The 24,345-nt window shown below is 54.5% G+C and carries 15 protein-coding genes; 3 read left to right on the forward strand and 12 right to left on the reverse strand.

All coding sequences use genetic code 11. The features are described from left to right. Positions 1 to 349 precede the first annotated feature (349 nt). From JNUCC32_RS23915 to JNUCC32_RS23955, 9 genes are all read right to left on the reverse strand, one after another. The gene (locus tag JNUCC32_RS23915; protein ID WP_192570075.1) at positions 350 to 1,696 is read right to left on the reverse strand and encodes a glycoside hydrolase family 30 protein; all 1,347 of its coding nucleotides are present in this window, start codon (positions 1,694 to 1,696) and stop codon (positions 350 to 352) included. Between the two features lie 111 nt (positions 1,697 to 1,807). Next, positions 1,808 to 3,451, reverse strand: a complete 1,644-nt coding sequence (locus JNUCC32_RS23920; protein WP_012818462.1) for a type 2 periplasmic-binding domain-containing protein — start codon at positions 3,449 to 3,451, stop codon at positions 1,808 to 1,810. A 96-nt stretch (positions 3,452 to 3,547) separates the two neighbouring features. Continuing rightward, entirely contained in the window at positions 3,548 to 4,432 is an 885-nt protein-coding gene (locus JNUCC32_RS23925) for a carbohydrate ABC transporter permease (RefSeq protein WP_090910332.1), read from the reverse strand. A 23-nt stretch (positions 4,433 to 4,455) separates the two neighbouring features. Beyond that, on the reverse strand, positions 4,456 to 5,445 hold the full coding sequence (locus tag JNUCC32_RS23930) for an ABC transporter permease (protein ID WP_012818460.1): 990 nt from the start codon (positions 5,443 to 5,445) through the stop codon (positions 4,456 to 4,458). A gap of 121 nt (positions 5,446 to 5,566) precedes the next feature. After that, on the reverse strand, positions 5,567 to 6,586 hold the full coding sequence (locus tag JNUCC32_RS23935) for a LacI family DNA-binding transcriptional regulator (protein WP_119850513.1): 1,020 nt from the start codon (positions 6,584 to 6,586) through the stop codon (positions 5,567 to 5,569). A 173-nt stretch (positions 6,587 to 6,759) separates the two neighbouring features. Then, positions 6,760 to 7,572, reverse strand: a complete 813-nt coding sequence (locus JNUCC32_RS23940) for an aminoglycoside phosphotransferase family protein (protein ID WP_192570076.1) — start codon at positions 7,570 to 7,572, stop codon at positions 6,760 to 6,762. Then, positions 7,565 to 9,784, reverse strand: a complete 2,220-nt coding sequence (locus tag JNUCC32_RS23945; protein WP_192570077.1) for a DEAD/DEAH box helicase — start codon at positions 9,782 to 9,784, stop codon at positions 7,565 to 7,567. The genes JNUCC32_RS23940 and JNUCC32_RS23945 overlap by 8 nt, the downstream gene beginning before the upstream one ends. Next, on the reverse strand, positions 9,781 to 11,118 hold the full coding sequence (locus JNUCC32_RS23950; RefSeq protein ID WP_192570078.1) for an ATP-binding protein: 1,338 nt from the start codon (positions 11,116 to 11,118) through the stop codon (positions 9,781 to 9,783). Before JNUCC32_RS23950 ends, JNUCC32_RS23945 begins: the two co-directional genes overlap by 4 nt. Positions 11,119 to 11,180: 62 nt before the next feature. After that, a complete protein-coding gene (locus tag JNUCC32_RS23955) occupies positions 11,181 to 13,082 on the reverse strand; it encodes a TerB N-terminal domain-containing protein (protein ID WP_192570079.1) in 1,902 nt (633 codons plus the stop codon). Positions 13,083 to 13,221: 139 nt separating this feature from the next. Here JNUCC32_RS23955 and JNUCC32_RS23960 point away from each other — a divergent pair, with 139 nt between their 5' ends. Both JNUCC32_RS23960 and JNUCC32_RS23965 read left to right on the forward strand, forming a co-directional pair. After that, positions 13,222 to 13,884: a M50 family metallopeptidase gene (locus JNUCC32_RS23960; RefSeq protein WP_192570080.1), complete on the forward strand. Its 663-nt coding sequence runs from the start codon at positions 13,222 to 13,224 to the stop codon at positions 13,882 to 13,884. Between the two features lie 211 nt (positions 13,885 to 14,095). Further along, positions 14,096 to 16,789, forward strand: a complete 2,694-nt coding sequence (locus JNUCC32_RS23965) for an S-layer homology domain-containing protein (protein ID WP_192570081.1) — start codon at positions 14,096 to 14,098, stop codon at positions 16,787 to 16,789. A 156-nt stretch (positions 16,790 to 16,945) separates the two neighbouring features. On the opposite strand, the gene JNUCC32_RS23970 is transcribed toward JNUCC32_RS23965, so the two are convergent. Then, a complete protein-coding gene (locus JNUCC32_RS23970) occupies positions 16,946 to 19,714 on the reverse strand; it encodes a glycoside hydrolase family 2 protein (RefSeq protein WP_192570082.1) in 2,769 nt (922 codons plus the stop codon). A 147-nt stretch (positions 19,715 to 19,861) separates the two neighbouring features. Between JNUCC32_RS23970 and JNUCC32_RS23975 the strand changes: the two genes are divergently transcribed. Then, positions 19,862 to 20,794 (forward strand): ArsR/SmtB family transcription factor, encoded by a 933-nt coding sequence (locus JNUCC32_RS23975; RefSeq protein ID WP_096777156.1) that lies wholly within the window; start codon positions 19,862 to 19,864, stop codon positions 20,792 to 20,794. A gap of 142 nt (positions 20,795 to 20,936) precedes the next feature. Here JNUCC32_RS23975 and fhuB read toward each other — a convergent pair whose 3' ends face one another. After that, a complete protein-coding gene (fhuB, locus tag JNUCC32_RS23980; RefSeq protein WP_192570083.1) occupies positions 20,937 to 23,042 on the reverse strand; it encodes a Fe(3+)-hydroxamate ABC transporter permease FhuB in 2,106 nt (701 codons plus the stop codon). Then, on the reverse strand, positions 23,039 to 24,073 hold the full coding sequence (locus JNUCC32_RS23985) for an ABC transporter substrate-binding protein (RefSeq protein WP_192570084.1): 1,035 nt from the start codon (positions 24,071 to 24,073) through the stop codon (positions 23,039 to 23,041). The genes fhuB and JNUCC32_RS23985 overlap by 4 nt, the downstream gene beginning before the upstream one ends. Positions 24,074 to 24,345: the final 272 nt, after the last annotated feature.

Genomic DNA, 24,345 nt, shown 5'->3' on the forward strand with positions numbered 1-24,345 from the left:
TACTTTCCCGCACGATTTCGGGAACACAGCGACAGTCATGCAAGAACTACACGCAAAGAGGCTTCCCTCTTTAGGAAGCCGGTACAGGATGTAAGGCGAAATGGCGAGTATCAAATAGCCTGCCGCATTAATAAAAACATCGATCGATATCCCCGGAAGGCAGTCCGTATACCGGAACGGAGCGTTGTCTTGCGAGATCAGGACCATAAGCTCTAGAGGTTTATACGTTCCGTTCTCTAACGAAAAAAAGAAAAAGGCCTGGAACCATCGTTCCAGGCTTTTTATCATTCAGTTATAGAGGTCGCAGCTTTCAATCAGTTGCTGTTATAGAGGCCACCGCAGCCTCCAATCAGTTGCTCTCCATCTTGACTGTCAGCGCGCTCTTGGCCGGCATTTCCAGCTGCAACGCCTCTTCCCCGCGCAGCTGGATCGCCACGCTCTCCGAAGCCTCGCTGTCGTTGAACAACACGACGGCAATCGAGCCGTCCGTGTTCTTGAAGGCTACCGAACGGATGAACTCATGGCTGGTAGATGCCACACGCCGCGCTTTGGGACGGATCACCTTGCTAAAGTGCGCCAGCGCGTAGTAGTCCAGCGTATAGGTAAGCTCCTTCGTCTGCTGATTCACCGTCACGATGCCGCGGCAGGTGCTTTTGCCAAAGCCCGGCACGGTAGGTCCGTTCTTCTCGTCCAGTGCCATATTCCACAGCACGTAAGATTTACTGTGATTGCGGAGAATCTCGATTCCGGTCCGCATCACATTGGAGAAGGCTTGCTCAAACGGCGGAATCCACTCCCCGCCCGATCCTTCCGTAAAATGAACCTCTTTCCCCGGGAATGCCTCGAAGACTTCCGATTGGGCCGACGGCTTGCCGCCGTACCAGTGCCAGGCAACCCCATCCACCGCGTCGGCCGCTTGCTCAAATACGGTCAGCGGGTAGTCCGGCTTGTCCCAGTTATGGTCATAACAGAGAATCTTCGTACCGATGCCGTTCTTTACGAATTGCGGCTTCAGATGGTTCTTGATGAAATCGCTCTGTGCCTCGGGCAGCATGATCATGCCGGGGTAATGTCCCGGCGAGTATAATGCCTCGTTCTGCGGCGTGACGGCATAAATCGGCAGCCCGTTGGCTTCATACCCCTGGATGTAACGCACAAAGTAATCAGCATATACCGAATAGTATTCCGGCTTCAGCTCTCCGCCGATCATCGACCCGCTCGTCTTCATCCAGCCGGGCGGGCTCCACGGGGAACCCATCAGCTTGACATCCGGGTTCAAGCTGAGCGCTTCCTTCAGGAGAGGAATGATATCTTTCTCGTCATGCGCAATGGAGAACTGCTCCAGCTCTACATCCGTCTGGCCCTCAGGCATATCATTGTAGCTGTAGAAGTCACGCGCGTAATCCGATGCTCCCATCGGCTGGCGGAGTACGGATAACCCGATCCCTTCGTTTGGATCGAACAGCTGCGTCATGAGCTCGGAACGCTGCTTCGTCTCCAGCACCTGATGGATCAAATAAGCAGCGGAGTCCGTGAAGGACGCGCCGAAGCCGTCCATCTCCTGAAACGTCTGCTCCTCATCGATGACAACCTTATGCTTCGCTGCACCCGTAGTTACGGGCATCAGCTGCGCCTTGTCTTTCTTCACGAATAATTCTTCTTCACCGTTTGATTGGTAGATGGTGATGTTCAGCATGTTGTTTCCCTCCAGGTTTCTTGTGTCTTCCTACCCATGGCCTACCGAAGATAACTTGGAAAGAGCCCCTCTCCTGTCAAGAAAGGGGCCCCTCCATCCATTAACGCAAACTTATTTCAGCCCCAGCTTCTCTTTGTTCGCCTTCATCTTCTCGTTGCGGACTTCGACGATTTTATCCCAGTTGTTATCGTCCAGGAACTTTTTATAATCGTTCAAGAGGCTATCGAAGGTTGCGTCGTCCTTCGAGCGAATCATGCTGACGAGCGTGGAGTTCCATTTCGTATTAATGGCCGTCAGGGAGCGCGCTTCCGGCGTGCCCTGATCCGGGTTGATATTCTCCAAAATAAAGTGCGGCGTCAGCTTGCCTTTGCCCCATTCCTGCATTTGCTTGATCGCATCCGGGAAAGCATCCCCGCTCAGCGCCTTGTGGCGGTCATGTCCGAAGAACATGAATTCGCCCATGCGGTAGTCCTTCTTGAACGTATCCGGATTGTTCATCTGAAGCTCCTTCACGTCTGGCAGGAATTCCACCGTTCCGTCCGCGTTCACTTGGTAAGTCTCGCCTTCGATGCCATAGTTCATCAGCATTTGTCCTTCTTCGCTTAACAGGTACGTGAAGAGCTGAATGGATTTGGCAGGGTCTGCGTTCTCTTTCGTGATAAAGCTGATCATCCAGCCCGTGATACCGGATTGGTTCAAAGTCGGCGCATGTCCGACCGTGCTTTGCGGTCCGTCAATTGCGATGTACTCTTTGCCCTTGTTGTTGCTGTAGAAGCTCTGCAGGTTTCCGCCCTGCTGCGGCGTGCCGTCCAGCATGATCGTTGCGTATTTGCCCGCCTTCACCTTCTCTTCAAAAGCCGTTCCGTCATCGGCAAAGCTGTCATCGCTGATCGCGCCGTCACGGTATACGGTATTGAACGCCTTCACCCAAGTCAGATAATCTTCATCCAGGTTCCGGTTATAGAAGCCGCCGTTCTCGTCTTCCAGCGGCACGCCGATGAAATCCTGCAGCACGTCGCCGAGCGAGCCCGTGCCTTCGCCGATGGAGTTGAAGCCCAGTGGAATCAGGGCAGGGAATTGCTTCTTGATATCCGCGAGAGCAGCCTGGAATTCCTCAGGCGTTCCCATCGCTGGCTTGCCGATAGCCTCGTACACGTCCTTGCGGATGATAAATGCCGTTTTGGCAGGAATGTTGCCGCTGTCATAGTCTTCCTGCGTATTGGAATAGTTCGGGTATCCGTACGTTTTGCCGTCCTTCAATTGGAACCAGTTGAGGGTATCCTGCGCCGCTACCTTATTGAAATAAGGGTCATATTTCTCGGCCAGATCGTTCAGCGGCAGCGCCCATGTAGCCGCTTTTTGCACGACCGGGGAGTTCGAGTCAAACGTCGTGATCAAATCAGGCATATCCCCGCCGGCAAAAAACGTATTCAATTTGGTATCGTCACCCGTAATGAATTTGATATTGATATTCAGGTCTTCCTTGATCTTCTTGGTGACAACGTCCTTGCCGAAATCCGTGTTCCACCAGTCCGCATTCACGTACCAAGTCAGCTCGGTGGTCTCTTCTTTTTTGTCCAGCTGCCAAGCCGGCTTTTCCGGATCCGGCGTATACCGGTCCTCGATCGAAACCCAATTCTCCTTCTTGGAGCCGGAGCCCCCCGATCCGCCGCAGCCGCTCACAACCAGCACAACGGCCATCAAAGCCGTAAGCAGCGTAAGTCCTCTCTTACCCATAGCCTTGTTCATCAACATCCTGTAACCCTCCCTTTAAATAAAAGCGCTTTCTCAATAAACCCTTGTCTTTACAGGCGTGCTTCTGTTCCACTCCCTTAAAGAGCTGCGGCTTCGCTACTCTTTAACAGCTCCGAGCATCATGCCGGAGATAAAATATCTCTGTAATATTGGATACATCACAACAATCGGCAGCGTCGTCACGACAATTGTTGCTAGTTGGACCCCTTTGGTCGTCGTCTGAATCGCGACCGAACCGATATTTTGCATCGATTGGGTCTGGGACTGCACAATAATCTCATACAGCATCATCTGTAACGGATACAGCGACTGATCCGTGATATACAATTTGGTGGTCATAAAATCGTTCCACTGCCCGACTCCGTTAAAGAGGGCAATTGTGGCCATGGCCGGCATGGAAAGCGGAATGAAGATGCTCAGGAATATCCTCCAGTCGCCCCCGCCGTCGATCTTTGCCGACTCTTCCAGCGAATCCGGCACGTTGCGGAAGAAGTTCATCAGAATGATAACGTCGTAAAAGCTTAACAGAGCCGGGATGATATAAACCCAGAAGCTGTTTAGCAGCCCCAAGTCTTTGATCAACAAGTACGTCGGAATCATGCCGCCCGAGAAAAACATGGTGACAACGCCCATCGCCACGTAAAACTTGCGGCCGCGGACGTATTTTTTACTCAAGCCGTAACCCACCATGGCACAGAAGAACACGTGCGTGATGACCCCGATCACGGTTTTGGCCACCGAGATGAAGAAAGCATTCCATATGTTGGCATCCCTGAACACGGCCTGATAATTCTCAAGGGAGAACTCGGTAGGCCAGAAGATGAACCCGCCCTCGGCAAGGGACCTGCCCGAGCTGAAGGATGAGACGACGACGTTCCATAACGGAACGACGATGATGATCGTAAACGTAACCAGTAAAATGATGTTGATCGTATCAAAGATCCGGCTGTCGAGATCTCCTTTTGCTGCTTTGAAATTCACCGTTATACCCCCTTCTGCATGACCTATAGAACGGATTGATTATCGTTTAATTTACTGGTCACCTTATTCGCCGTAACGAGCAGAATGACGGAGATGATGGATACGCCCAAACCAACCGCTGTGGCATAGGAGAAATCTCCCTGCGTCATACCCATCCGGTACACGTACGAGTTAATGACTTCGGCCTTTTCACGGTTCTGCGAATTCATGAGCACCAAGGTTTGATCCAGATTCGATCCCAATAAACCGCTTACAGTCAGGATCAAATTCAAGCTGATAATCATCTTCATGTTCGGCAGGGTGATGTTCCAGATTTGTCTCAAGCGGCTGGCCCCGTCGATTCTTGCGGCCTCGTAGTAGGTAGGATCGATCTTGGCCATGATCGCCAGGTACAGAATCGTTCCCCAGCCGGCCTCTTTCCAAATATCCGACAGCGTTGCAATCCACCAATACTTGCTTGGATCGAGCAAAATGTTTTGCGGCTGCGAGATCAGTCCCAGAGCAAGCAATATTTCGTTGAACAGGCCGGATGTCGAGAACCAAGTAATGAGCATGCCGCCCAATACGATCCAGGACAAGAAGTGAGGCAGGTACGAGACGGTTTGGACGAATTTTTTGAAGCGCCCCATGCCAACCTCGTAAATCATAATGGCCAGAATAATCGGAATGACAAAGCCGATCGCCAATTTCAAGAAGCTGATGCCCAGCGTGTTGACGACGGAGTCCCAGAAATACTTGTCCGACATAATGATCTTGAAATTGTCCAGGCCAACCCACGGCGCGGAATCCAGCGTATCGATAACGGTGTAATTTTTAAACGCAATCGTCAAACCGTAAATCGGTATGTAGCAGAAGATGAACATGAAGATGACGCCGGGAATGATCATCGATTGAAGCTCCCATTGCCGCTTGTAATCCATAAAGAATTCCTTGATCCTCTGCCCCATGGGCTTCTTCCCGGTGGGTTGAACCGCTCCCGTGCCGGTTGACTGAACTGCAGCTGTTTTGCTCACCTGCTTAACCCCCTTTGATCAAAAACGCTTCGCAATAAAAACGTTTTTATTTTTTGCGAAAAAAACCCCTAATTTTTAAAATCATTTAAAAAAAACAGTTTGACGCAATCGTTCCCTTCAGCTAAACCGGTTCATTCCTATTCATCTTCACATGACTGGAGCCGCGAACGACCAGTTCTCCCGGCAGCTTCTGAATCTTGCCCTTCTCTTTCTTCTGAATCATGCGCACCAGATGATCCACGACCAGAATTCCCTGTCTGGCAATCTGGTTGCGAACGGTCGATAGAGGCGGCGTAAAATACTGTGCGATATCGATATCATCGAAGCCCACGACGCTGACGTCTTGCGGAACCTCGTATCCTTGGGACTTCAGGGCCCGGATGCAGCCGATGGCGCTCACGTCGTTACCGGCGAGAAAAGCATCCGGCACTTTGCCTGGGTGTAAGTGAAGAAACGATTTGACGGCGTTATAGGAACCCTCTTCCTCGAAATAGCCTTGCAGTATGTAGTCTCCGTCGATCGGGAACTGGCACTCCCGGAGCGCAGCCAGATACCCTTCCTTCCGCTGCACGCTGTCAAACATCGTATCCACGCCGGAGATGTAGGCAATCTTCTTATGCCCCAGGCTGATCAGGTACTTGGTTGCTTCATAACCGGCTACGTAAGAGTCGAATATGATGCTGCCCATCGTCTCGTTCTGAACCTCGCGATCCAGGAAAACGGCCTTGATCTTATCCTTCTCCATGGCAGCGATGTCTTTGTCGTCGATCTTCAGCTCTTCGAAGATAATGACGCCGTCCACCCGGCCGCCCATAATATTGCTCATGATCACCTGCTTATCCTTCGTCACAAACACGTTCAAACCATAACCCAGACGGTCACATTCCCGTGACATCGACTCCACCAATGTGTAGAAGTAAGGCCCTGACACGCTTGTTGTAAAAAAGCCCAGCATCTTGGTCTTGCCCGACTTCAACAGCTTTCCGTTCAGGTTAGGTACGTAATTGAGCCGCTCCGCCACCTTCAGCACATGGGATTTGGTCTCCGGGTTCAATACATCTACGTCATTCAATGCATTCGAAACCGTAGAAATGGAGACTCCGGCTTCTCTTGCCACATCCTTGATCGTTACTTTACCCATATAACCATTCCATTTCCTTTGCGATAAAAACGTTTTTATGTTCATAAGTTACCACATATGTGAGGTGAACACAATGCTTTTTTGGAAGGGGTTACAAATATTTTTTCAGTTATGCTCAACAACCCTTGGAGGGATAATATGAAAAAAGGCAGGCACTCTTCAAATCGTACCCTTCATCGGTACCACTCTTCAAAGTGTGCCTGCAGAAATTGAATCTCTTTTTCGTAATGGGCCACATGTCCCTCATCGATCATGTTCTGGTAAGCCTTGTTGCCTTGTGCCGCACCGGTTGTAAGTGTATCGCATAATGCCTTGAGGCGTCTTATAGTCCATTCTTTCAGGTTGGGAGGCGGTGATATGCCATAGGATTTAAAGAACAGCGATATTCTGTGCGTGCGATCCGCAGCATGCAATTCGGATCGATAAGGTATCGATGTCCCTGTCGTGTAATCTATTGCAAAGCTTGCCAGCGGGACTGAGGTGTATAGCATATAAACCATGTCCCAGATACGCGGACCTGGCGCTGCCAAATCAAAATCGATTAGTGCAACCGGCACTTCATCTTGAAAAACGATATTGTATGGCGCGGCATCATTATGACAGATCACTTCATCGTCCCATTCCCCCGAAGCCTGAGAGGTATGTGCAACCTCTGGTTGGATTGAAGTTACAGCAAAGCCCTGTACGGCGTCATGATAACGCCGTAACAACGCTGCACTCTGGATAAGGGCATGGTTCGACCATATATAGGGTTTAAAATCAGGATATTGGTTTCCCGGCACCTCTCCAGGAATGAAGGACAAGATCTCGCGACCGACATGATCAATGCCTATGAACTTGGGGGCGCCTTCAAAACCCTGCTTATCCAAGTATCGGAGCAAGTCATGCACGAAAGAACTCCATTTCGTAGTTCGGTGAACGTTATTTCCGATACGTACGACTTCGTTAACATTCCCACCGGGAAGTATTTCTTCCTTGTCACCCATCCGCAGCTCCCCTTCCCGCTGCTCCACGTGCCAGCCCCAGCGCCTCTGCCAGCCCCTCCGGATCCAGTCCGTCGGCGGCAAAAGCGGTGCGAACGAGCTTCGGCGGGACGAACTCGTCATATTTGCCGAGATACGGCGCTTCTTCGGGATCGAGAAGCGCGCCGGCGTCCTCGCAGTTCGCCAACTCCTGCTTAATTTCCTCCATCAGCGTCTCGTTATCGACCTTGCCCGCGACCACCATGTAATACGGCTCCATCGGCACGATAGAACGGAGAGCAAGCCGCTCCGACAGATTATGCTTCAGCAACCGCTCCAACGTGCGAAATTGCTTGCTGCCTGTCCAAGGCAGAATGAACAGGGAATCGCCGCCCGCCGGTATGACCACCTGTTTCAGCAGTCCGCTCTCCCGAGCAAGTCGGCGGGCCCGCTCCAGGCGGTTCACCGCACCCGGTGCCAGGTACGGATAGATGGCGCTGTCAGCGAGCACCTCCCGCATCTTCTGCACCACGCGGGTATGCACATCGCCGCCTGCGCCAAGCCATAACGTATCGACCTTGCCCTTGGCCGACTTCACGTACAGGGCCTTGTGCTTCGTGTCGACTTCCTCTACCTTCCACAGCTTGCCTGCCAGCGAGAAGCAGTAGCCCGGCGGCGGCACGGTCGTAATCGATCCGATTTCTTCCGACCCGTTATAGACGACATGCTCTTCATCGTCCTTAAACACCGCATAGAAGCGGTAGTTGTTCACGATTTTCTCCCCGCCAAGGCCGATGATCAGGCTGCCTTCCTCCGTACGCTGGATGTGATCCGTCTGGAGCAAATACTGCAGGAACTCCTTGTATTCCTCCGGCTCGATGCCGCGGAAGGCCGGGAGCGTCAGCACCGCTCGCGCCAGATCCGGCGGCTCGGCCTCGCCCATGCTCTTGAGCGTGCTCATCGTCTGATGGTAAAGCACGCCAACCGGTTTCTTCCGCAGGGCCAGCGGTTCGACCCATTTCTCGCGAATATACAGCTCAATGACGGCAATGGCCCGAAGCAGCATCCACGGCATGCGCGCAGGCAGCATGGCCTCCTCGTCCTCGTCCTCCGGACAGAGGAACATCATCTCGGAGGCCTGATCCCCCCGCCGGCCGGAGCGCCCCAGCCGCTGAACGAAGCTGGAGCAGCTGTACGGCGCGCCCAGCTGGATGACCCGCTCCAGCTCGCCGAGATCGATGCCGAGCTCCAGCGTCAGGGTGGCCGCCGCAACCGCCGGCCCCGGACCTTCGCGGAGCGCGGCCTCGGCTTCCTCGCGCAGCATGGCGGAGATGCTTCCATGATGCACATGGAAGACATCCCGCTGCTCGCGCTTGGCCGCAATCCGCCGCAGCTCGAGCGTGGTCAGCTCGGCATCCGAACGGCTGTTGGTGAAGACCAGCGCTTTTTTCAGGTGGGTGTTGTCGTATACGAAATCGTAGTAGGCCTTGCGCGCAAGCTCCAGCTGCTCCGCCTGCTTCTCGTCCCGGGCATCCGGGAAGGAGAAATGCTCCACCGACAGCCGCAGCTTCCGCCCCCCTTGCGGCGAAACGACCTCGACTGCGTGCTTCGTGCCTGCGCCCAGCCAGCCGGCTGCGGTTTCGTAATCGCTGAGCGTCGCCGACAGCCCGATGCGGCGAGGGGAGCAGGCAGCCATCCGCTCGATCCGAGTCAGCTGGCTCAGCACCTGAATGCCCCGGTCGGCTCCCATGAAAGCATGCACCTCGTCAATGATGACATACCGCAAATCCTGGAACAGCGCCGGGATGGCGTTCGGACGATTCATGAGCAGCCCTTCAAGCGATTCCGGCGTAATCTGCAGCACGCCCGACGGCTTCTGCATCAGCTTCGTTTTCTCGGCTTGGGACACGTCGCCGTGCCAATGCCATACCGGCACCTGACCTTCCTTCAGCAGATCGGTGATGCGTTCGAATTGGTCGTTGATCAGCGCCTTAAGCGGCCCGATATACAGGATCCCGACCGAGCTGGAAGGCACGTTGTACAGCTCCGTCAGCGCCGGGAAGAATGCGGCTTCGGTCTTGCCCGATGCCGTGCCGGAAGCGATCAGCAGATGATTGGGCGTATCGAACAGGACGCGGCAGGCTTCCACCTGCGCCTCGCGAAGGGCGTCCCATCTTTTTTTATAGATAAACTCCTGAATGAACGGGGCCAGTCTGGAAAACGGGTTCGCGCTCATAGCTCAAACTCCGCCAGCAGATCGTCCAGATCGTCCGAAGGAGCATCGCTTTGCCCTTTGCCCTGCGGCTGCGCTGCTGCCCGCTCGCCTAGCAGCTCTTCAAACGCGGCCTCCGGATGCTGATGCAGCGTATGCAGCAGATCCATGAAATCCCGCACCACCTCGCGGGTGGTTAGCAGCTCCTCAGCTCCCAGCCTGTTCACGGCCGTCTGCATGAACGCGATCAGCTGCTCATCCGTCAACTGCGCTTCGTACTTGAAATGCAGGGCATGGATGTCGCGCAGCTTTTGCAGGAGGATGAGAATCTCCTCATACGACAGCATGTCCAGCTTCAGGATAGGCGACGTGTAGGTTCTCAGCGAACTGCTGCCGTAGCGTCCGTCGATCAGGCGGGAGCGCAGCGCATCATAACTGAACAGTCCCCGGCGCTCATCCTCGACAAACTGCGGCGTTCCGCCCATATAGATGCCCAGATGCTCCGCTTTGCCCTGCATCGTGTCGTTGAACATGGTCAGCAGCTTCTCGTAGTTGCTCTGGCGGGACACGCTGTTGGTGATTTTGTAGAGGTTAACCCCTTCGTCAATGAACAGCAGCAATCCCTTATACCCGATGGCCGCCGTAAATTCGGACCACAGCTTCATGTAATCGTACCAATTGTCGTCATCGATAATGACCCCGACGCCAAGGTCCTTGCGGGCCTCCGTCTTCGTCGGGACTTCCCCGCGGAGCCAGCGCAGCGCCGCACCCTTGCGGTCATCGTCGCCAAGCTTATAGCCGTTCCAGTAAGCAGCGAGAACCTTAGCAAAATCAAAACCGTGCACCAGATTCTGCATACCGTTCGTCACGGCATAAATCTGCGTTTCCACCTTATCGTTCAGCGCAGGGTCATCCGGGCGCAGGCCCGTCTCTTGCATGATGTCCTGCTGGATCGCGGCGATCCATTTTTGCAAAATGGCCTCCAGCGCGCCTCCGTCCGGACGCGTTCTCGTGGACAGATGGGTCATCAGCTCGCGGTATGTGGCAAGGCCCTGCCCTTTCGTGCCCACAAGCCGCCGCTCCGGCGACAGATCCGCATCCGCCACCACAAAATCGCGATCCATCGCGTAGTTGCGGATGATCTGCAGCAGGAAGCTTTTGCCGCTTCCGTAGCGGCCGGTAATCAGCCGGAAGGCGGCGCCGCCCTCGGCGATATTATCCATGTCGCGCAGGATCGACTCCACCTCCGGCTTGCGGCCGACGGCGATGAACTCCAGCCCCACCCGCGGCACGACCCCGGCCGTCAAAGAGTTCACGAGGGCGGTCGTGAGCCGCTTCGGTATTTTCAGTTCCGTCATGGTTCCACCTCTTTCAAGCATCTTACAGTCTTAACGATTCCAATCGATGTCAATCCGTCCGGTTATACGGACTTCAATGTTTCCAGCATATCTATATAGTCATCCGCAATGGACTCCCCATCGATCAGCAGATCGCCGACGGTATCCATCGCGGCCTCGTTGATCTCATCAAGCAGCAGCGCCGGCATGGAGCCGGCCTGCTCCGCAATCCGCTGCAGCTGTGTTCGGTTCGATCCGGACTTGAGGGCGTGCAGAACCTCCAAGTGTATAAGGTTAAGACGCTCTCCGAGCTCCTGCCAATCCTCATCCAGTCCGTCCGTATTCCAAACCACCGCACCCTCAGATGATTTACCAGCCGCCGGGACGGATGGTTCCTTACTCTCGGGTGCAGCGAGCGCTGTTCCTTCATCCTCCGAAGCAGCGATTGCCTTTTCTTCCTTCTCGGTCACAATAAGCGCTTCTTGCTCCTTAGCTTCATTCCGGGCTTCCTCTGGAACTGGCGTCTCTTCATAAATAACCGCATCAAAATCCATCACTGCCTGGAACACTTCCGGGTTCTTCGCCGCGGATTTTGGAGAGGAATGCCCCTTTGAAGACGCACCCGTTCTCCTGATAGTTGCTGCATGTCCCCCATAGCCCGAAGAGGTCCCCGCATCCGTTACAATTTCCGCTGCAGGTCGGCTGTTCTCCGCTTCAACCTCCAGCTGCCCGGCTTCCTCCGTAAGCAGCATGTCGCGGACCTGGTCCGATTCCCGCTGCAAGCGGCGCAGCTTCCCCGTATCGATCTGAACCTCAGGCAGGCTCTGCTTGCGCTCGGCCTCCATCTGCTCCTGGATCTCTTTTTTCAGATAACGGGTGATGATCTCTTCCACTTCGGGTTCTACCGCATCCGCTCCGCGCAGCCTTCCCTTGAAGCCCCTCAATTCCCGCAGCTTATTCTCGGTCAAGCGGACCAGCCCGGTTATATAGGAGCGTAAAGGAGCGTGCTCGCTTAAGGACACTACCGTCAGCACGACGGTTCGGCCGTATAACCCGTGATCGTACACCGCGCTGCGGAATAAATGCCGTTTCACCTGCCGGGGCCGCGGCTGAAAGCGGTCGATAAGACGCTGCCCCTTCATTTTGGCCCAATAGCTGTCCACGAGCGCAATCACCTTCGGAGCGTACCCTTCCAGGTCCTTGCGTCCCTTCTCCTGGTAAAAACGGCTCTTCTCCACGTCATAATCCAGCAAATCGAGCAGCAGCTCCCACGTCAGCTCCACCGGCTGGAGGGAGAACCGGCGCTTCCATTCCTTCTCCTTCAGCTCAGCGGATAAGACGCGCGGAAAACGCTGGTACGTCTCCCGGATCGGCATATCCAGGCCATGCACGATCATAAAATCATATAACCACTCCCGTAGATACGTATCCAGCTTGGCATAACGCTTGCGGTAGGCCGTCCACGCTTGCTCCATCAATGCATAGCCCTGCAGGGGATCGCTCCAGCCCACGCCATGGATCAGCTCGTAAAAATAGACAAAAAGATAGGAAAGGTCCGTATCCGGATATCGCCCGGACCTTACTTCCTCCCGCCAGTAAAAATACCATTTGAACTGGTCGCTGGCCATCTGGTCGTAGGTCGGCCAATAGCTTTTGAAGGCTACGAAAGGGGCCTCATCCTCCACATGCCATGCGAGTTCCCTCGCCTTCTGCACGAATTGCTGTTCCTTGGTCACATAGCGGAAGTCCTCGCCCCAATTCATGTCCAGCGGCTGCTGCGGCTTCACAATCAGGGAATTCTTCGCTTGCTCGTTAGGATTAACGATCTCCTCTTCCTGAAGATCCGGCCGCTTGTCCGGCAGTGGAATATCCTGCTCATCACCGGCCAGCTCGAATTCGGCAAAGCGAATCCCTTGGTCGGTCACGTGCGTAGTATGTCTTATCGAATCTATGTGATTGTCGTTGTTAGGCTTATCGTTTTTCATCGAACATGAACCTCCGTCACAACTTCAATTATACCATTTAACTTATGGGCGCCACCTGAGTTTTCACATGTTTCTCATCTGTATTATAATGGACGGAATGATAGTCTAGCGAATGACTTTATGCTGAAAGGACCTTCGAATGAATAAATGGCTGAAAGCATTGTTATTTCTGGCCGGCGCGGCTTTTCTGACGAGGCTGATCCCCTTCTCTTCCTGGTTCCGTATTCTGGATACGATGATCCATGAGCTGGGGCATGCCGCCATGACCCTTCTCATGTCGGGCCGGGTGCTCAGCATCGAGCTGAATCCCGATCACAGCGGCGTCACCTATTCCATGCTGGCTTCCGGCGGGTGGAGTCCGATCGTAGTCTCGCTTGCAGGCTATACGTCGGCATCCCTGTTCGCCATTCTGATGTTCTACGGCTATGCCAAGAAAAAACAGGCTATCGGCCTGATCACCATTACCGTGCTAGCCCTCATCATGATCATCTTCTTCGTTCGCGCCGGTTACGGATTATGGTGGCTTATCATATTTATGATCGTGAATCTGATCTTCTATTTCCTCGGCGATAAGGTCCGCAATTTCTATTATCTGCTGCTCGCCTTTCTCGTGCTGGAAGAATCCGTGGTCGGTCCGCTGACCCTCTTGACCATGGCGCTGACCCAGCCCAAGCAAGCGGGCGACGCGTCCAACCTGGCCAACATGACCGTGCTCCCGGCGTTCGCCTGGGCGCTGCTGTTCCTGCTGTTCTCCCTATGGTGCGCCAAGGTGGCGCTGCAGCTGTTCTGGAAGAAGCGGTGACGAATCGTAGATTGCTTTATATTTAATATAAAAGACCATTCCATGATGGAAATGGTCTTTTTTTCGTTCCAATATTTTCTTTGACTCTATCAATATTCCAAAATATAATAACATAGTCCTAGTATTTTAATCTCATATTAGGTATTTAGCAATGATTGAAGAGGGTTTTAAGAACTATATTCATATAAAATCTTACCAGGAGGCTACTAGAATGCACATCACGAAAGCACTAAAGAAACCCGTCTTTGTCATGATCATGCTCATCTTCTCGCTGTCCATCATGACGACGGCATGGGCCGCACAACCGAATGCGGACGATCTTCAAGGACATTGGGCGGAAACCCGGCTGCGCAGCTGGTCCGATCAGGGTCTGCTTCAGGGCTACAACGGGAAATTTAACCCCGATCGTCCTGTAACGCGGGCCGAATTGGTAACGCTGATCAACCGTTCTTTTGAAGTATCCGAACCAAGCAGCATCTCGTTTAAGGACTTGGAAACTTCTCATTGGGCTTATGACCAAATCGCCAGAGCCGTGAAAGCAGGCTACATCGATGGATATAACGACAATACGGTTCGCCCAGACCATACGGTTACCCGCGAAGAGGCCGCTGTCATGGTAGCCAAATTGACGGAGCTTGTCTCCGCCGAAACCGTGCCTGCAACCGATTTTAAGGACGACTCCTCCATTTCCAAGTGGAGTAAACCGGCGGTTTCCGCCTTGGCTGAGAAAGCCGTTATCACCGGCAGCGCCAAAGGGAACTTTAATCCGCAGGGCAAACTTACTCGCGCGGAGGCCGTTACCCTGCTCGATAAATCACTGGAGTACAAGGTTCCGACGGATATTACATACGATAAGGCTGGAACTTACGGACCGACTGCCGGCGTCGAAACGATCAAAGGGAATGTCATCGTAGCCGCGCCGGGCGTTACCCTTCAAAATGTGGTGATCGAAGGGAACCTTACGCTGACCGAGGCCGTCGGAGAGGGTGATGCCTTCTTCAAAAAAGTAAACGTCAAAGGTACCACGACCATTCAAGGCGGGGGAGCCAACTCGGTCCACTTCGAGGACTCTGTATTGGTACGCGTATCCGTTGACAAGCAAACCGGCACCGTGCGTGTCGTTGTCGTCGGAGAATCCGCGATTCAGCATGTGGTTGTCCATTCTCCGGTCAAGCTTGAGGAATCCAGCGTGACCGACAGCGGATTCGCCAATGTGGAAATCGCGAAGAACATGCCTCAAGGCTCCGAAGTTCAGCTTGTCGGCCAATTCGAGGATGTTCGCGTGCTTTCATCGGACATCAAAGTCAGCATCCCTAGCGGGTCCGTTAAGCAGTTGAACGTGGAAGAAGGAGCAAAAAATACGGAGATCAACGTCAATGCCAATGCTTCGGTCATGGATCTCGTTCTGAACGCCGTTGCCAAACTGCTTGGTCAAGGCACCATCGCCAATGCAACGGTTAACGCGGATGCCGCCGGCTCTACATTCCAGAAGCGCCCTGGCGCGGTTGCCGGCGATGCGGCAAACACAATAACAGCACCGCCCGCAAGCGGCAGCACCACGGGCAGCGGCAATAACAGCGGCAACAACAGCAGCAACAATGGCGGCGGTGTGGTGGATGGCGGCTCCGGCGGCGGCAATAATGGGAGCAACCCGGGACCAGGCAACGGTGGCGGAAACGGCGGAGAACCCGTTCCTTGCACAGGAACGGCAGACCAGTGCAGAGACGCCCGCCTGGTGGATCTCACCGTATCCGGCTTCACCATGAACCAATTGGATGCGAACGAGTACACTACGGGAGTCACCGGCTTTAGTCCGGACACGTTCGAATACAGCATCGTGACGGACCGCAGTATGACTCAGCCCGTACCGGCTACGGTATCTGTCACGAAAGCGACTTACCACAAGGTAGACTATACCGTCTGGGAGGATGGAGCCAATACCTTGGCTTCCGGGACGATCACCGACGAGAATCCTGCATTCAACCTGGAGATCAAAGGCATGAAGGATGTACGGGTTCGCTTGACCGTCACGAGCGGAGACGGAATCGGCAAGAAGGTCTACGAAATTTTCATTCAATACCCAAGAACGATCCAAGAGGGTCTAAAGATTGGTTCCCACAAGGGGACGCACAGCAACAACGGAGTGCTGGTAGGGGAAAAGATGTACTACAACCTCATTAAAGGCAATGTAGGCGGAATCAAGCTGGGGGAACTGTACACGGTTCTCTTATATGAGCCGAACGCTTCCACGCCGTTCCTGACCTGCCAATATACCAGCTGTAACCTGCCGGACGGCAAATTTGCTAAGGATACCGCAGGTACCTGGAGGGTAGAGATTCTTCGCGACGGTGCGGTTGTAGACTCCGGCGATTATCAATACGATTTCATGACGGCGCCGATGCTGACCAACGACATCGGATTGCGGGCTTCTGCCGTTACCAAGCAGGAATTGATCGATTTCTTCTTGAGCGGAGGAAACTTCACCACGCCGTTTAAGTACGGTTATCTCGTCTACGCGGACATGTCCAAGCTTCGCGCCGAGTTTCCGACAGCCAAATTCTTCGTGGAAGGGTCGTATGAGATGTACATGCCGACCTCCTCGCTCCCTTCGGGATTGAGCGTAGACGAATTGAAGGGCAATTTGCAGCCGTACGGGTACCAAGCTTACCAAATGAGCAGCTTGCGCCCAATTCCATCCGGTTCGGGAGAGGTACAGCTCACAGGGGGATACTACCACCAATCCGACTATGATAATGAAAAAATAGTCAACGATAAAGTCGTGTACCTAAGTCTATACGATGAAAATCGCAACATCATCGGTCAATACGTCACCATCCTGGAGTTCGACCAGGACCATGTTGCTGACGGGTTTACGCCGTCTGAAACCTGGCAGCCGACTCCGTAAGTAGGAGTTAACTAAAAGAGGAGCATCGTTGTAGCGTACGCTACAACGATGCTCCTTTGCTGTTCCCTGGGTCGGTCCATGGGCCGGTCGCATTTGATCGCCTCCCATATTCCTCACCACTAAACTCAAGGCTGCCATTCATCAACCTTTCTTATATCACCGGCACCGTACCAGCAAATCGATCGGATAACGGCCTGCATTCCGACCATACAAACTGATGCCGCCCTCCTCGGTGCGCAGCTCCAGACGGAAGCTCCGCTTGCGGTCCAGCTCTGCCGCGAGTCTGCCCGGCACCTGCGCCTGGCACAGATAGCCGTACGAACCGGCCTCTTCCAGAAGGTTATGAACCGGCTGATAGTGCCACGACAGCACGCCCCGGCTGTCGGCAGGGTCATCCGCGAGCACGGCCTCGCCGATTTTGACATCGTCCACCCACACCGATACACGGGATTCATGCAGCTCTTCATCCGTCATATAATAGGTGCTTGGATTATATTCCACGTCCGCCGACGCCCCGTGCATAAAGTCGATTCCGTGAGCGCGATGCCGCGCGCCCTCGATATTTCTTGCCAATAAGCGCTTCGCGCCTGCCTCGAAAACAATGTCGATATCGCGGATCAGCGGCTGTTCCTCACGGTCCGGCAGCTGCACGTCATAGACGAACCGCCCTTCACCGCCGCCGTTTACTTTGGAGCCTAGAAGCGCCTCCCACATGTAGGCAAAGCTTTGCTCACGGAACGAGTTGACGGGAATGCTTAAGGTAGTGACATCCGCTCCATCGTTCCCTTGTTCCTCTGCACCACGCACATCAAACGTGGTAAAGTTACGCGTTACGACGACGCCTCCTGCATTCAGGAGACGAACACCGAGGATCGCGACCGCATCGGTCTCCGGCATGCGAAGCTGCAGTTCGGTCAGCGGCGCCACGCCGTAGCCGTCCCATGCCACTTCCAGGGTTCCTTGATCCGCCACGACCTTCGTGCCAAGCCGGTCATAGGATAATTCCCAGGCAACGGTCAGCTTCTGCCCGTGATATTGATCCGAATAACTGGAACGCAGCAGCGGTATGGTCTTCTCAGCCCCTTGGTCCAGCGTCTGGCACGGCGGTGCGTCGATCACGATAAAGTCCGGCGTGTGCAGATCGGCGATTGTCATGCCTGGCACAAAATCCTCGTACCCGAATTTTTTGTCCGTCCCATCCAGCCGATAATAGCCGTTGAACTCGTTCGTGACGTCGCGGAATTCCGTGAACACGAAGCCGCACAGCTTATCATGGCGGCGGAATTCGTTGAGCATGTAACGATAGTGCCATGCGAGATCGCTGTCCCCGGCTCCCCCGTCGATTCCCCACACATTTCCGCATTCGCTGTTCATGAGCGGAGCATCGCCTTGCTGGTTGCCGCCGATGTAGTTATGCTCCGATCCAGGATACGTCTTCTGTACAATTTCCTCGATATGATTACGCAGCGGTTCATAACCGTTGATATAAAAATGCCAAGTGTTGATATCTGTCTCCACATGATCATAATTGCATGGCGAATTGTCCTCCACGATCCGGGTAGGGTCAACACTCTTGGCCCAGCGGTACTTCTCCCGCACCCACTCCTGCGTCTCCGGGAGATAATAATGTTGCTGTCCTTCGCCGCCTGTCAGGCCGGCAGCCTCGCTATCCGTGCGAAGCCCCCAAGTTTCGTTAAACATAACCCACGAAAAAATCGACGGATGATTCCGGTCCCGTTCAATCACTTCCAGCGCCTCGCGCTCATAGGCGGAACGCGCCGTCTCGTCCGGGTTGCCCCAGAAGCACGGCATATCCTCCATCACCAGAATCCCGAGTTTATCCGCCCAATACAGCTTGCGGGGCTCCTCCGGCTTAATATGAATCCGCACGAAGTTCAGCCCGAGCCGTTTCATCAGGTAAATCTCGTCCCGCATCTCAGTATCCGTCGGGTAAGTGAAGAATCCCGTCTGATGGTAAGACTGGTCCAGCGTTCCGTTTAAATAAACCGGCTTCCCGTTCAACGTAATCCAGCGGTAATCCCGGCCGTCGAACTTCGCCGTCCCGATCTCGCGTATCCCAAAATAAGTATGAACGACATCCTCGCCGGCGGAACCCGCCAGGCGCAGCTCCCCCTCGTATAAATGCGGGGTTTCGGGACTCCAAAGCTGCGGATCGTCGACCTGGAACACCGTTATCCGTTCATTCGCGCCTTCTTGCAGCTCCCACTCCGTCTGATGGGTGATCGAGCCCCCAGCGAACGAGAGCCCAAGTGTCACGGTGCCTGCTTCCTGCGCCTGGATTTTGGACTTCAATTCGATGCGGCCGTCCATGGAAGTCGTAAAGGTTGCTTGCTCCAAGTAGGTTTGCGGCCGGGCCTCCAGCCAAACCGGCTGCCAAATCCCTCTGATCTCGCCGTACCCCTGTTTCCCGCGGGCTTGGTAGTTATGGTCGTAATCCTCGGCACGAACCACGAGAATATTGTCTTGTTCCGTATTCCAAACGGTGGTCACCTCAAACTCGAAGGTTCCGTATCCGCCTTGAAACGAGCCGACATGCTTGCCGTTGACCCATACGTCGCACAAATAATCCACGGCGCCGAATCGCAGGAAGATCCGCGATGGCTTCTCGGCCGGCTCCCATCTCACGGACCGGCGATACCAGCCAACTCCCTTCTCGTCTCGTGCAATGCCGGATAAGGGACTGACCCACGAGAACGGCACCGTGATCTCCGAATCAAAAAGACCGGCGTCTCCCCCTTGCAACCGTTTCGAGCCCGCGCCGCCTTGCTCCAAAGCGCCGTCGGTCTCGAGCGTGAACGACCACGGCCCGTTCAAATTCAGCCAGTCTTTTCGTTCAAAATCCGGTCTCGGATACTCGGGACGTGGAATGTCCGTACGGATGGGCGCTGCCACAGGAATCTTCATGAAGCGAACACAACCTTTCCTTGTTCTGAATTTGACCCTATTCTAGCACCTATATATAATTATTGCAATGTACATTATACTTTTACAATATAACAAATTTATTGTACACTTGGAGTCACTATAACGCTTCAGAAAAGGAAGGGAATTATGAACGAATCGAAGCTGGAAACCAACCGTTATCCGGCATCCCGGATCGTGGAAGTCGCCAAAGCCTTATCCAGCGATGTCCGGGTCCGCATCCTTGAAGCGCTCGGCGATAAACCGATGAGCGTCGGTCAGTTGGCGGAGGCGCTGGGGATTGCCCAGCCTACGGTGTCCATTAATGTCCAAATGCTGGAGCAAGCCGAGCTGATCGTTTCTTCGCAAGGTGCGAATCGGGAAAAAATCTGCGCCGTCACCTGCCGCTCCATTCTTCTCGAGCTGCCCTCGAAGCCGGGAGAAGGGCTGCAGCGCACGGAAGAAATCCACATGCCGATCGGCATGTTTTCCCACTGCTTCATCGAGCCTACGTGCGGCATGGCGGCTCGGGACGGCTCGCTGATCGGATCGCCTGACGATCCGCGCGCCTTTTACATGCCGGAACGAACGGAGGCTGCGCTCCTCTGGTTCTCGGGGGCGGGATACATCGAATATTATTTTGCCAACCCCATGCCCCCTGGTGCGGCCCTCGATGAGCTGCGCATCCGCGCGGAACTAAGCTCCGAGGCGCCTTCCTTCCAGCAGGAATGGCCGTCCGACATCACCGTCAGCATCAACGACCTACCTGTAGGTACTTGGAGAAGCCCCGGTGATTTTGGCGACCGCAAAGGGAAGCTCACCCCGGATAAATGGAGGAGCGGCAGCGAGTACGGCATGCTGACGGAATGGCGCGTGACGAAACAAGGCAGCCAGGTCGACGGCCATGCATCCAGTGCCACGACCATCGATTCGCTGGACCTTGCTTTTAACCGGCCGATCCGCGTCCGCTTTGAGGTAAAAAAAGACGCGGAATATCCAAACGGACTGAATCTATACGGTTCGGGCTTCGGTGATCATCCGCAGGATATCATCCTGTCGTTTGTGCGGTACACGGAAGCCTGATCCTCATACGCCACGACGAACGGAACGATCGTCAGCTTGGCCACCCCCGGCAGTCCAGGGGCGATGGTACGCAAAAAGGCTATTCCATGTCACCCCTTGGCGACGATGGAATAGCCTCTTTCGCTATTACAATCCTAACGGTTTATTTCTTCTTCAGTTTATTGGATTTCCCCATTAAATATAACAGATACGGTGCTCCCAGGAGCGCGGTAACGATACCCGAAGGCAGCTCCTTCGGAATGATGACCACCCTGCCGATCCAGTCTGCCCCAGCCAGCAGAATTCCGCCGAGCAGCGCCGCAATCACCATCGATTGCCGGTGACGGGCACCGACCAGCATTCTGGCGGCATGCGGCGCAAGCAGCCCGATAAAGCCGACAGAGCCGACGTTCGCGGCAGCGATGGAAGCCAGCAGTACCGCAATGATGGCGACATACATCCGGGTATTCCTCACATTCAAGCCAAGTCCGGTGGAGCTTTCTTCGTTAAACGTCAGCAGATCCACCTTCCGTCCGAGCCATGCCGCCAAAGGCAGCAGGATGAGGATCGCCGGAACAATCCGCTGCACCTCCGTCCAGCCCCGGTTATAGGTACTCCCCGCCATCCAGGATAAAGCGGGCGCAACGTCGACCTTCGCATGGACAATCATCAAATTGATGATGGCCGAACCCAGCGCGGCGACGGCAATGCCGACCAGCGTAAGAATTGTCGGGTGAAGCCCTCTCTTCCAGGACACCGCGTATACCAAAGCAGCGGCAGCCATTCCCCCGATCACCGCGCCGACCGGTACCCAGCCGGCCGACAATTGCGGGAAGCCTACCATCAGGAGCAGCGCCCCGGCTCCGGCCCCGCTGGTTACCCCGATCACCTGGGGATCTCCCAGCGGGTTGCGGACCGCATTCTGCAGCAGGCTGCCGCTGACGGCCAGCGCTATGCCGGACAAGCCGGCCGTGAGCAGCCTTGGCAGGCGGAAGTCCAGCAGAATTTGGCGATACATCTCCTCGCCGCCTCCGGTAAGCACGGCCACCACTTCCGTAAATGGGATGCGCAAGCTGCCGCTCACCAGACTGAACACCCAGACGAGCACCAGCAGCACGCTGAACAGTGCAACCAGGACCGGATACGGAATCCGGCGCAGGCTTGTGCCCGCCATCATCGATCCCCCCGAGGCTCCGCGTCCCCCGATCAACGAGCGGGATACCCGAAGCGCAAGCCAGATCAGGCAAGGGGCACCGATCATGGCCGTAATGGCTCCGACCGGGAGTTCCCCGTAGGCGTTCACGAACATCCTGGCCACCGTGTCGGCCCCGACAAGCAGAGCAGAGCCCCATAACGCGGCCAGCGGAATTAACCCTGCATGCCGGACTACGCCGGACAAGCGGACCAAATGGGGAGCAATCAACCCGATAAAGCCGATCGGACCGACTATGCTCACGGTCACGCAGGCCAGCACGATAGCTGCCCCCATGGCAAGCAAGCGGGTGGTGCCGACCTTTTGGCCGAGGGAGCGCGCCGATTCCTCATTAAGCGTGAGGATGTCCCATTGGCGTACCGCCATGCATAACACGACTAACCCGCCGATGATCCACGGCCATGAAAAAGCTACGCCATCCCAATCGTTCTGGATCAGCGAGCCAGAACCCCATAGTAAAATGCCCTGTGTTGTCTGCTGATTCAACAGCAGCAGCGCGCTCGTGACGGACGATAGGACCAGGGTTACGATCATGCCGGACAATGCAATCCGCAAGGGAGAGCCGTGCGTCCTGCCAGCCAGCGCATAGACGGCTACTGCCGCCAGCGTTCCGCCTGCCACTGCCAGTGGAAGGGCATATTGGTGCAGCAATCCCGGCCAGAAGATCATCCCGGCCACGACAGCCAAATAAGCGCCCGCATTCACGCCAAGCGTCGTTTCCGAGGCAAGCGGATTGCGCGTTACGGTTTGCATGAGCACGCCGGACACCGCCAAGGCCGCACCCGCCAGCAGGCCCATGACCGTTCGCGGAAGGCGCACGCTGCGGATCAGGTGGTGATCTGCAATATCCTGCGGAGACACCAGCGCCTGCACAACCGTTTTGACCGATATATCCGCAAGCCCTTGCGTTAAGCTGATAAACGTAAGAAATAGCAGTGCCGCAAGGCCTCCAGCCAGCATCCATAACGGCTTCCAGCCCCTACCTGAGGCAACAGGCGGGGCCGGATGGATGCTCACCGGCGTGGAGCCTTGAGCCGGTTTCTCGCCGAAACTCATTGCGTGAGCAGGTCAGCTGTCTTTTGAGCCATGGTCTGGGCAGACAACGGGCCGCCGTAAGGCCACATGTCACCGCCAAGTGCATACACGCGGTCTTCTTTAACAAAGTTCAGGCCTTTCCAAACCGGATTGTCCTTCAATTGATTCTCGATAACGTTATCACTGTCCTGGATAATGTGCAGGAAATTCGCGTCCTGAAGAGCCGGCAGCGCCTCGACGTCCGCAGTGGTGAATCCGTAGACCTCAAATTGACCCGGCTTATGGGCGTTGGTCAGCCCGATGTGCTCAAGAATTTTTACAGCGAGGGAATTATCAGTCGATATTCGGAATACCGCCGCATTCTGGTTGCTGTAACCCATCGCCAGCGCAAACGGTTTTTCCGTCATGCCCGCAGCTTCAAGCTTGGCTTTGGCATCGGCATAGGTTTGATCCAAATCGCCAAGCACTTTTGCGGCTTCGTCTTTTTTATCAAGCACGTCAGCAATCGTATTAAAGGTATTGATCATTTCTTCATACTGATCCCCTTGTCCCTCAGCCGGATAAGGATCAAACACCAATGTTGGCGCAATGCTGTTGTACGTTTCAAAACCGGCTTCAAGATTGGATTTCAAACCGATGATCAGGTCCGGCTTCAACGAAGCGATAAGCTCCAGATTCGGCTCTTGACGAGTGCCGACATCGGTTACGTCCGAACCGATCTCCACCGGAATGTTCACCCACTGTTTCATCCCTTCGATGTCTGCAATGCCGACAGGCTGAACACCCAGCGCAAGAACATCTTCTGCATAAAGCCATTCCAGCGCCACCACGCGCTTCGGAACACCCGTAATTTTCGTTTCGCCCATCGCGTGCTTGATGGTTCGGGTTTCCGGCGCGGCCTCGGTTTTATCCCCGCCTTGGGCGGCCCCTTGATCCGAATTCTGCGCTGCCGTGGAGCCGCTTCCTTCATTGGATGCCGCCCCCCCGCCGCAGCCGGCTAAAACCACAGCAAATATCAATACAATAAATACCAGACCCTTCATACTCCGCATTGAATTTCTCCCCCTATACCCTCTATGTATTGTAGATATTGTTTATTAATAATAATTATTGAGAACAATTATCATTATCAATACTCAGCACAATGATAATCATTCTCATTGATAATGTCAATAGATTTATGAAGATTATCTGAACCCTTCATGAATCGTTTACTTTTCGCCATGAAGATCGGATTAACTCTTTACAGCCAAGTCATTCTGTAACATAATCTTACTGATTGTTTTATGCACGCTTAATCTCAGCCATCGACTCATCCACGGAA

This window comes from Paenibacillus sp. JNUCC32, from assembly GCF_014863545.1.
Taxonomy (GTDB): domain Bacteria; phylum Bacillota; class Bacilli; order Paenibacillales; family Paenibacillaceae; genus Paenibacillus_AQ; species Paenibacillus_AQ lautus_A.

Coding starts and splice junctions, on each gene's coding strand:
- JNUCC32_RS23920 (WP_012818462.1), bottom strand. CDS start 3,451: ATGTTGATGAACAAGGCTATGGGTAAGAGAGGACTTACGCTGCTTACG.
- JNUCC32_RS23935 (WP_119850513.1), bottom strand. CDS start 6,586: ATGGGTAAAGTAACGATCAAGGATGTGGCAAGAGAAGCCGGAGTCTCC.
- JNUCC32_RS23960 (WP_192570080.1), top strand. CDS start 13,222: ATGAATAAATGGCTGAAAGCATTGTTATTTCTGGCCGGCGCGGCTTTT.
- JNUCC32_RS23950 (WP_192570078.1), bottom strand. CDS start 11,118: ATGACGGAACTGAAAATACCGAAGCGGCTCACGACCGCCCTCGTGAAC.
- JNUCC32_RS23970 (WP_192570082.1), bottom strand. CDS start 19,714: ATGAAGATTCCTGTGGCAGCGCCCATCCGTACGGACATTCCACGTCCC.
- JNUCC32_RS23915 (WP_192570075.1), bottom strand. CDS start 1,696: ATGCTGAACATCACCATCTACCAATCAAACGGTGAAGAAGAATTATTC.
- JNUCC32_RS23955 (WP_192570079.1), bottom strand. CDS start 13,082: ATGAAAAACGATAAGCCTAACAACGACAATCACATAGATTCGATAAGA.
- JNUCC32_RS23940 (WP_192570076.1), bottom strand. CDS start 7,572: ATGGGTGACAAGGAAGAAATACTTCCCGGTGGGAATGTTAACGAAGTC.
- fhuB (WP_192570083.1), bottom strand. CDS start 23,042: ATGAGTTTCGGCGAGAAACCGGCTCAAGGCTCCACGCCGGTGAGCATC.
- JNUCC32_RS23975 (WP_096777156.1), top strand. CDS start 19,862: ATGAACGAATCGAAGCTGGAAACCAACCGTTATCCGGCATCCCGGATC.
- JNUCC32_RS23945 (WP_192570077.1), bottom strand. CDS start 9,784: ATGAGCGCGAACCCGTTTTCCAGACTGGCCCCGTTCATTCAGGAGTTT.
- JNUCC32_RS23985 (WP_192570084.1), bottom strand. CDS start 24,073: ATGCGGAGTATGAAGGGTCTGGTATTTATTGTATTGATATTTGCTGTG.
- JNUCC32_RS23965 (WP_192570081.1), top strand. CDS start 14,096: ATGCACATCACGAAAGCACTAAAGAAACCCGTCTTTGTCATGATCATG.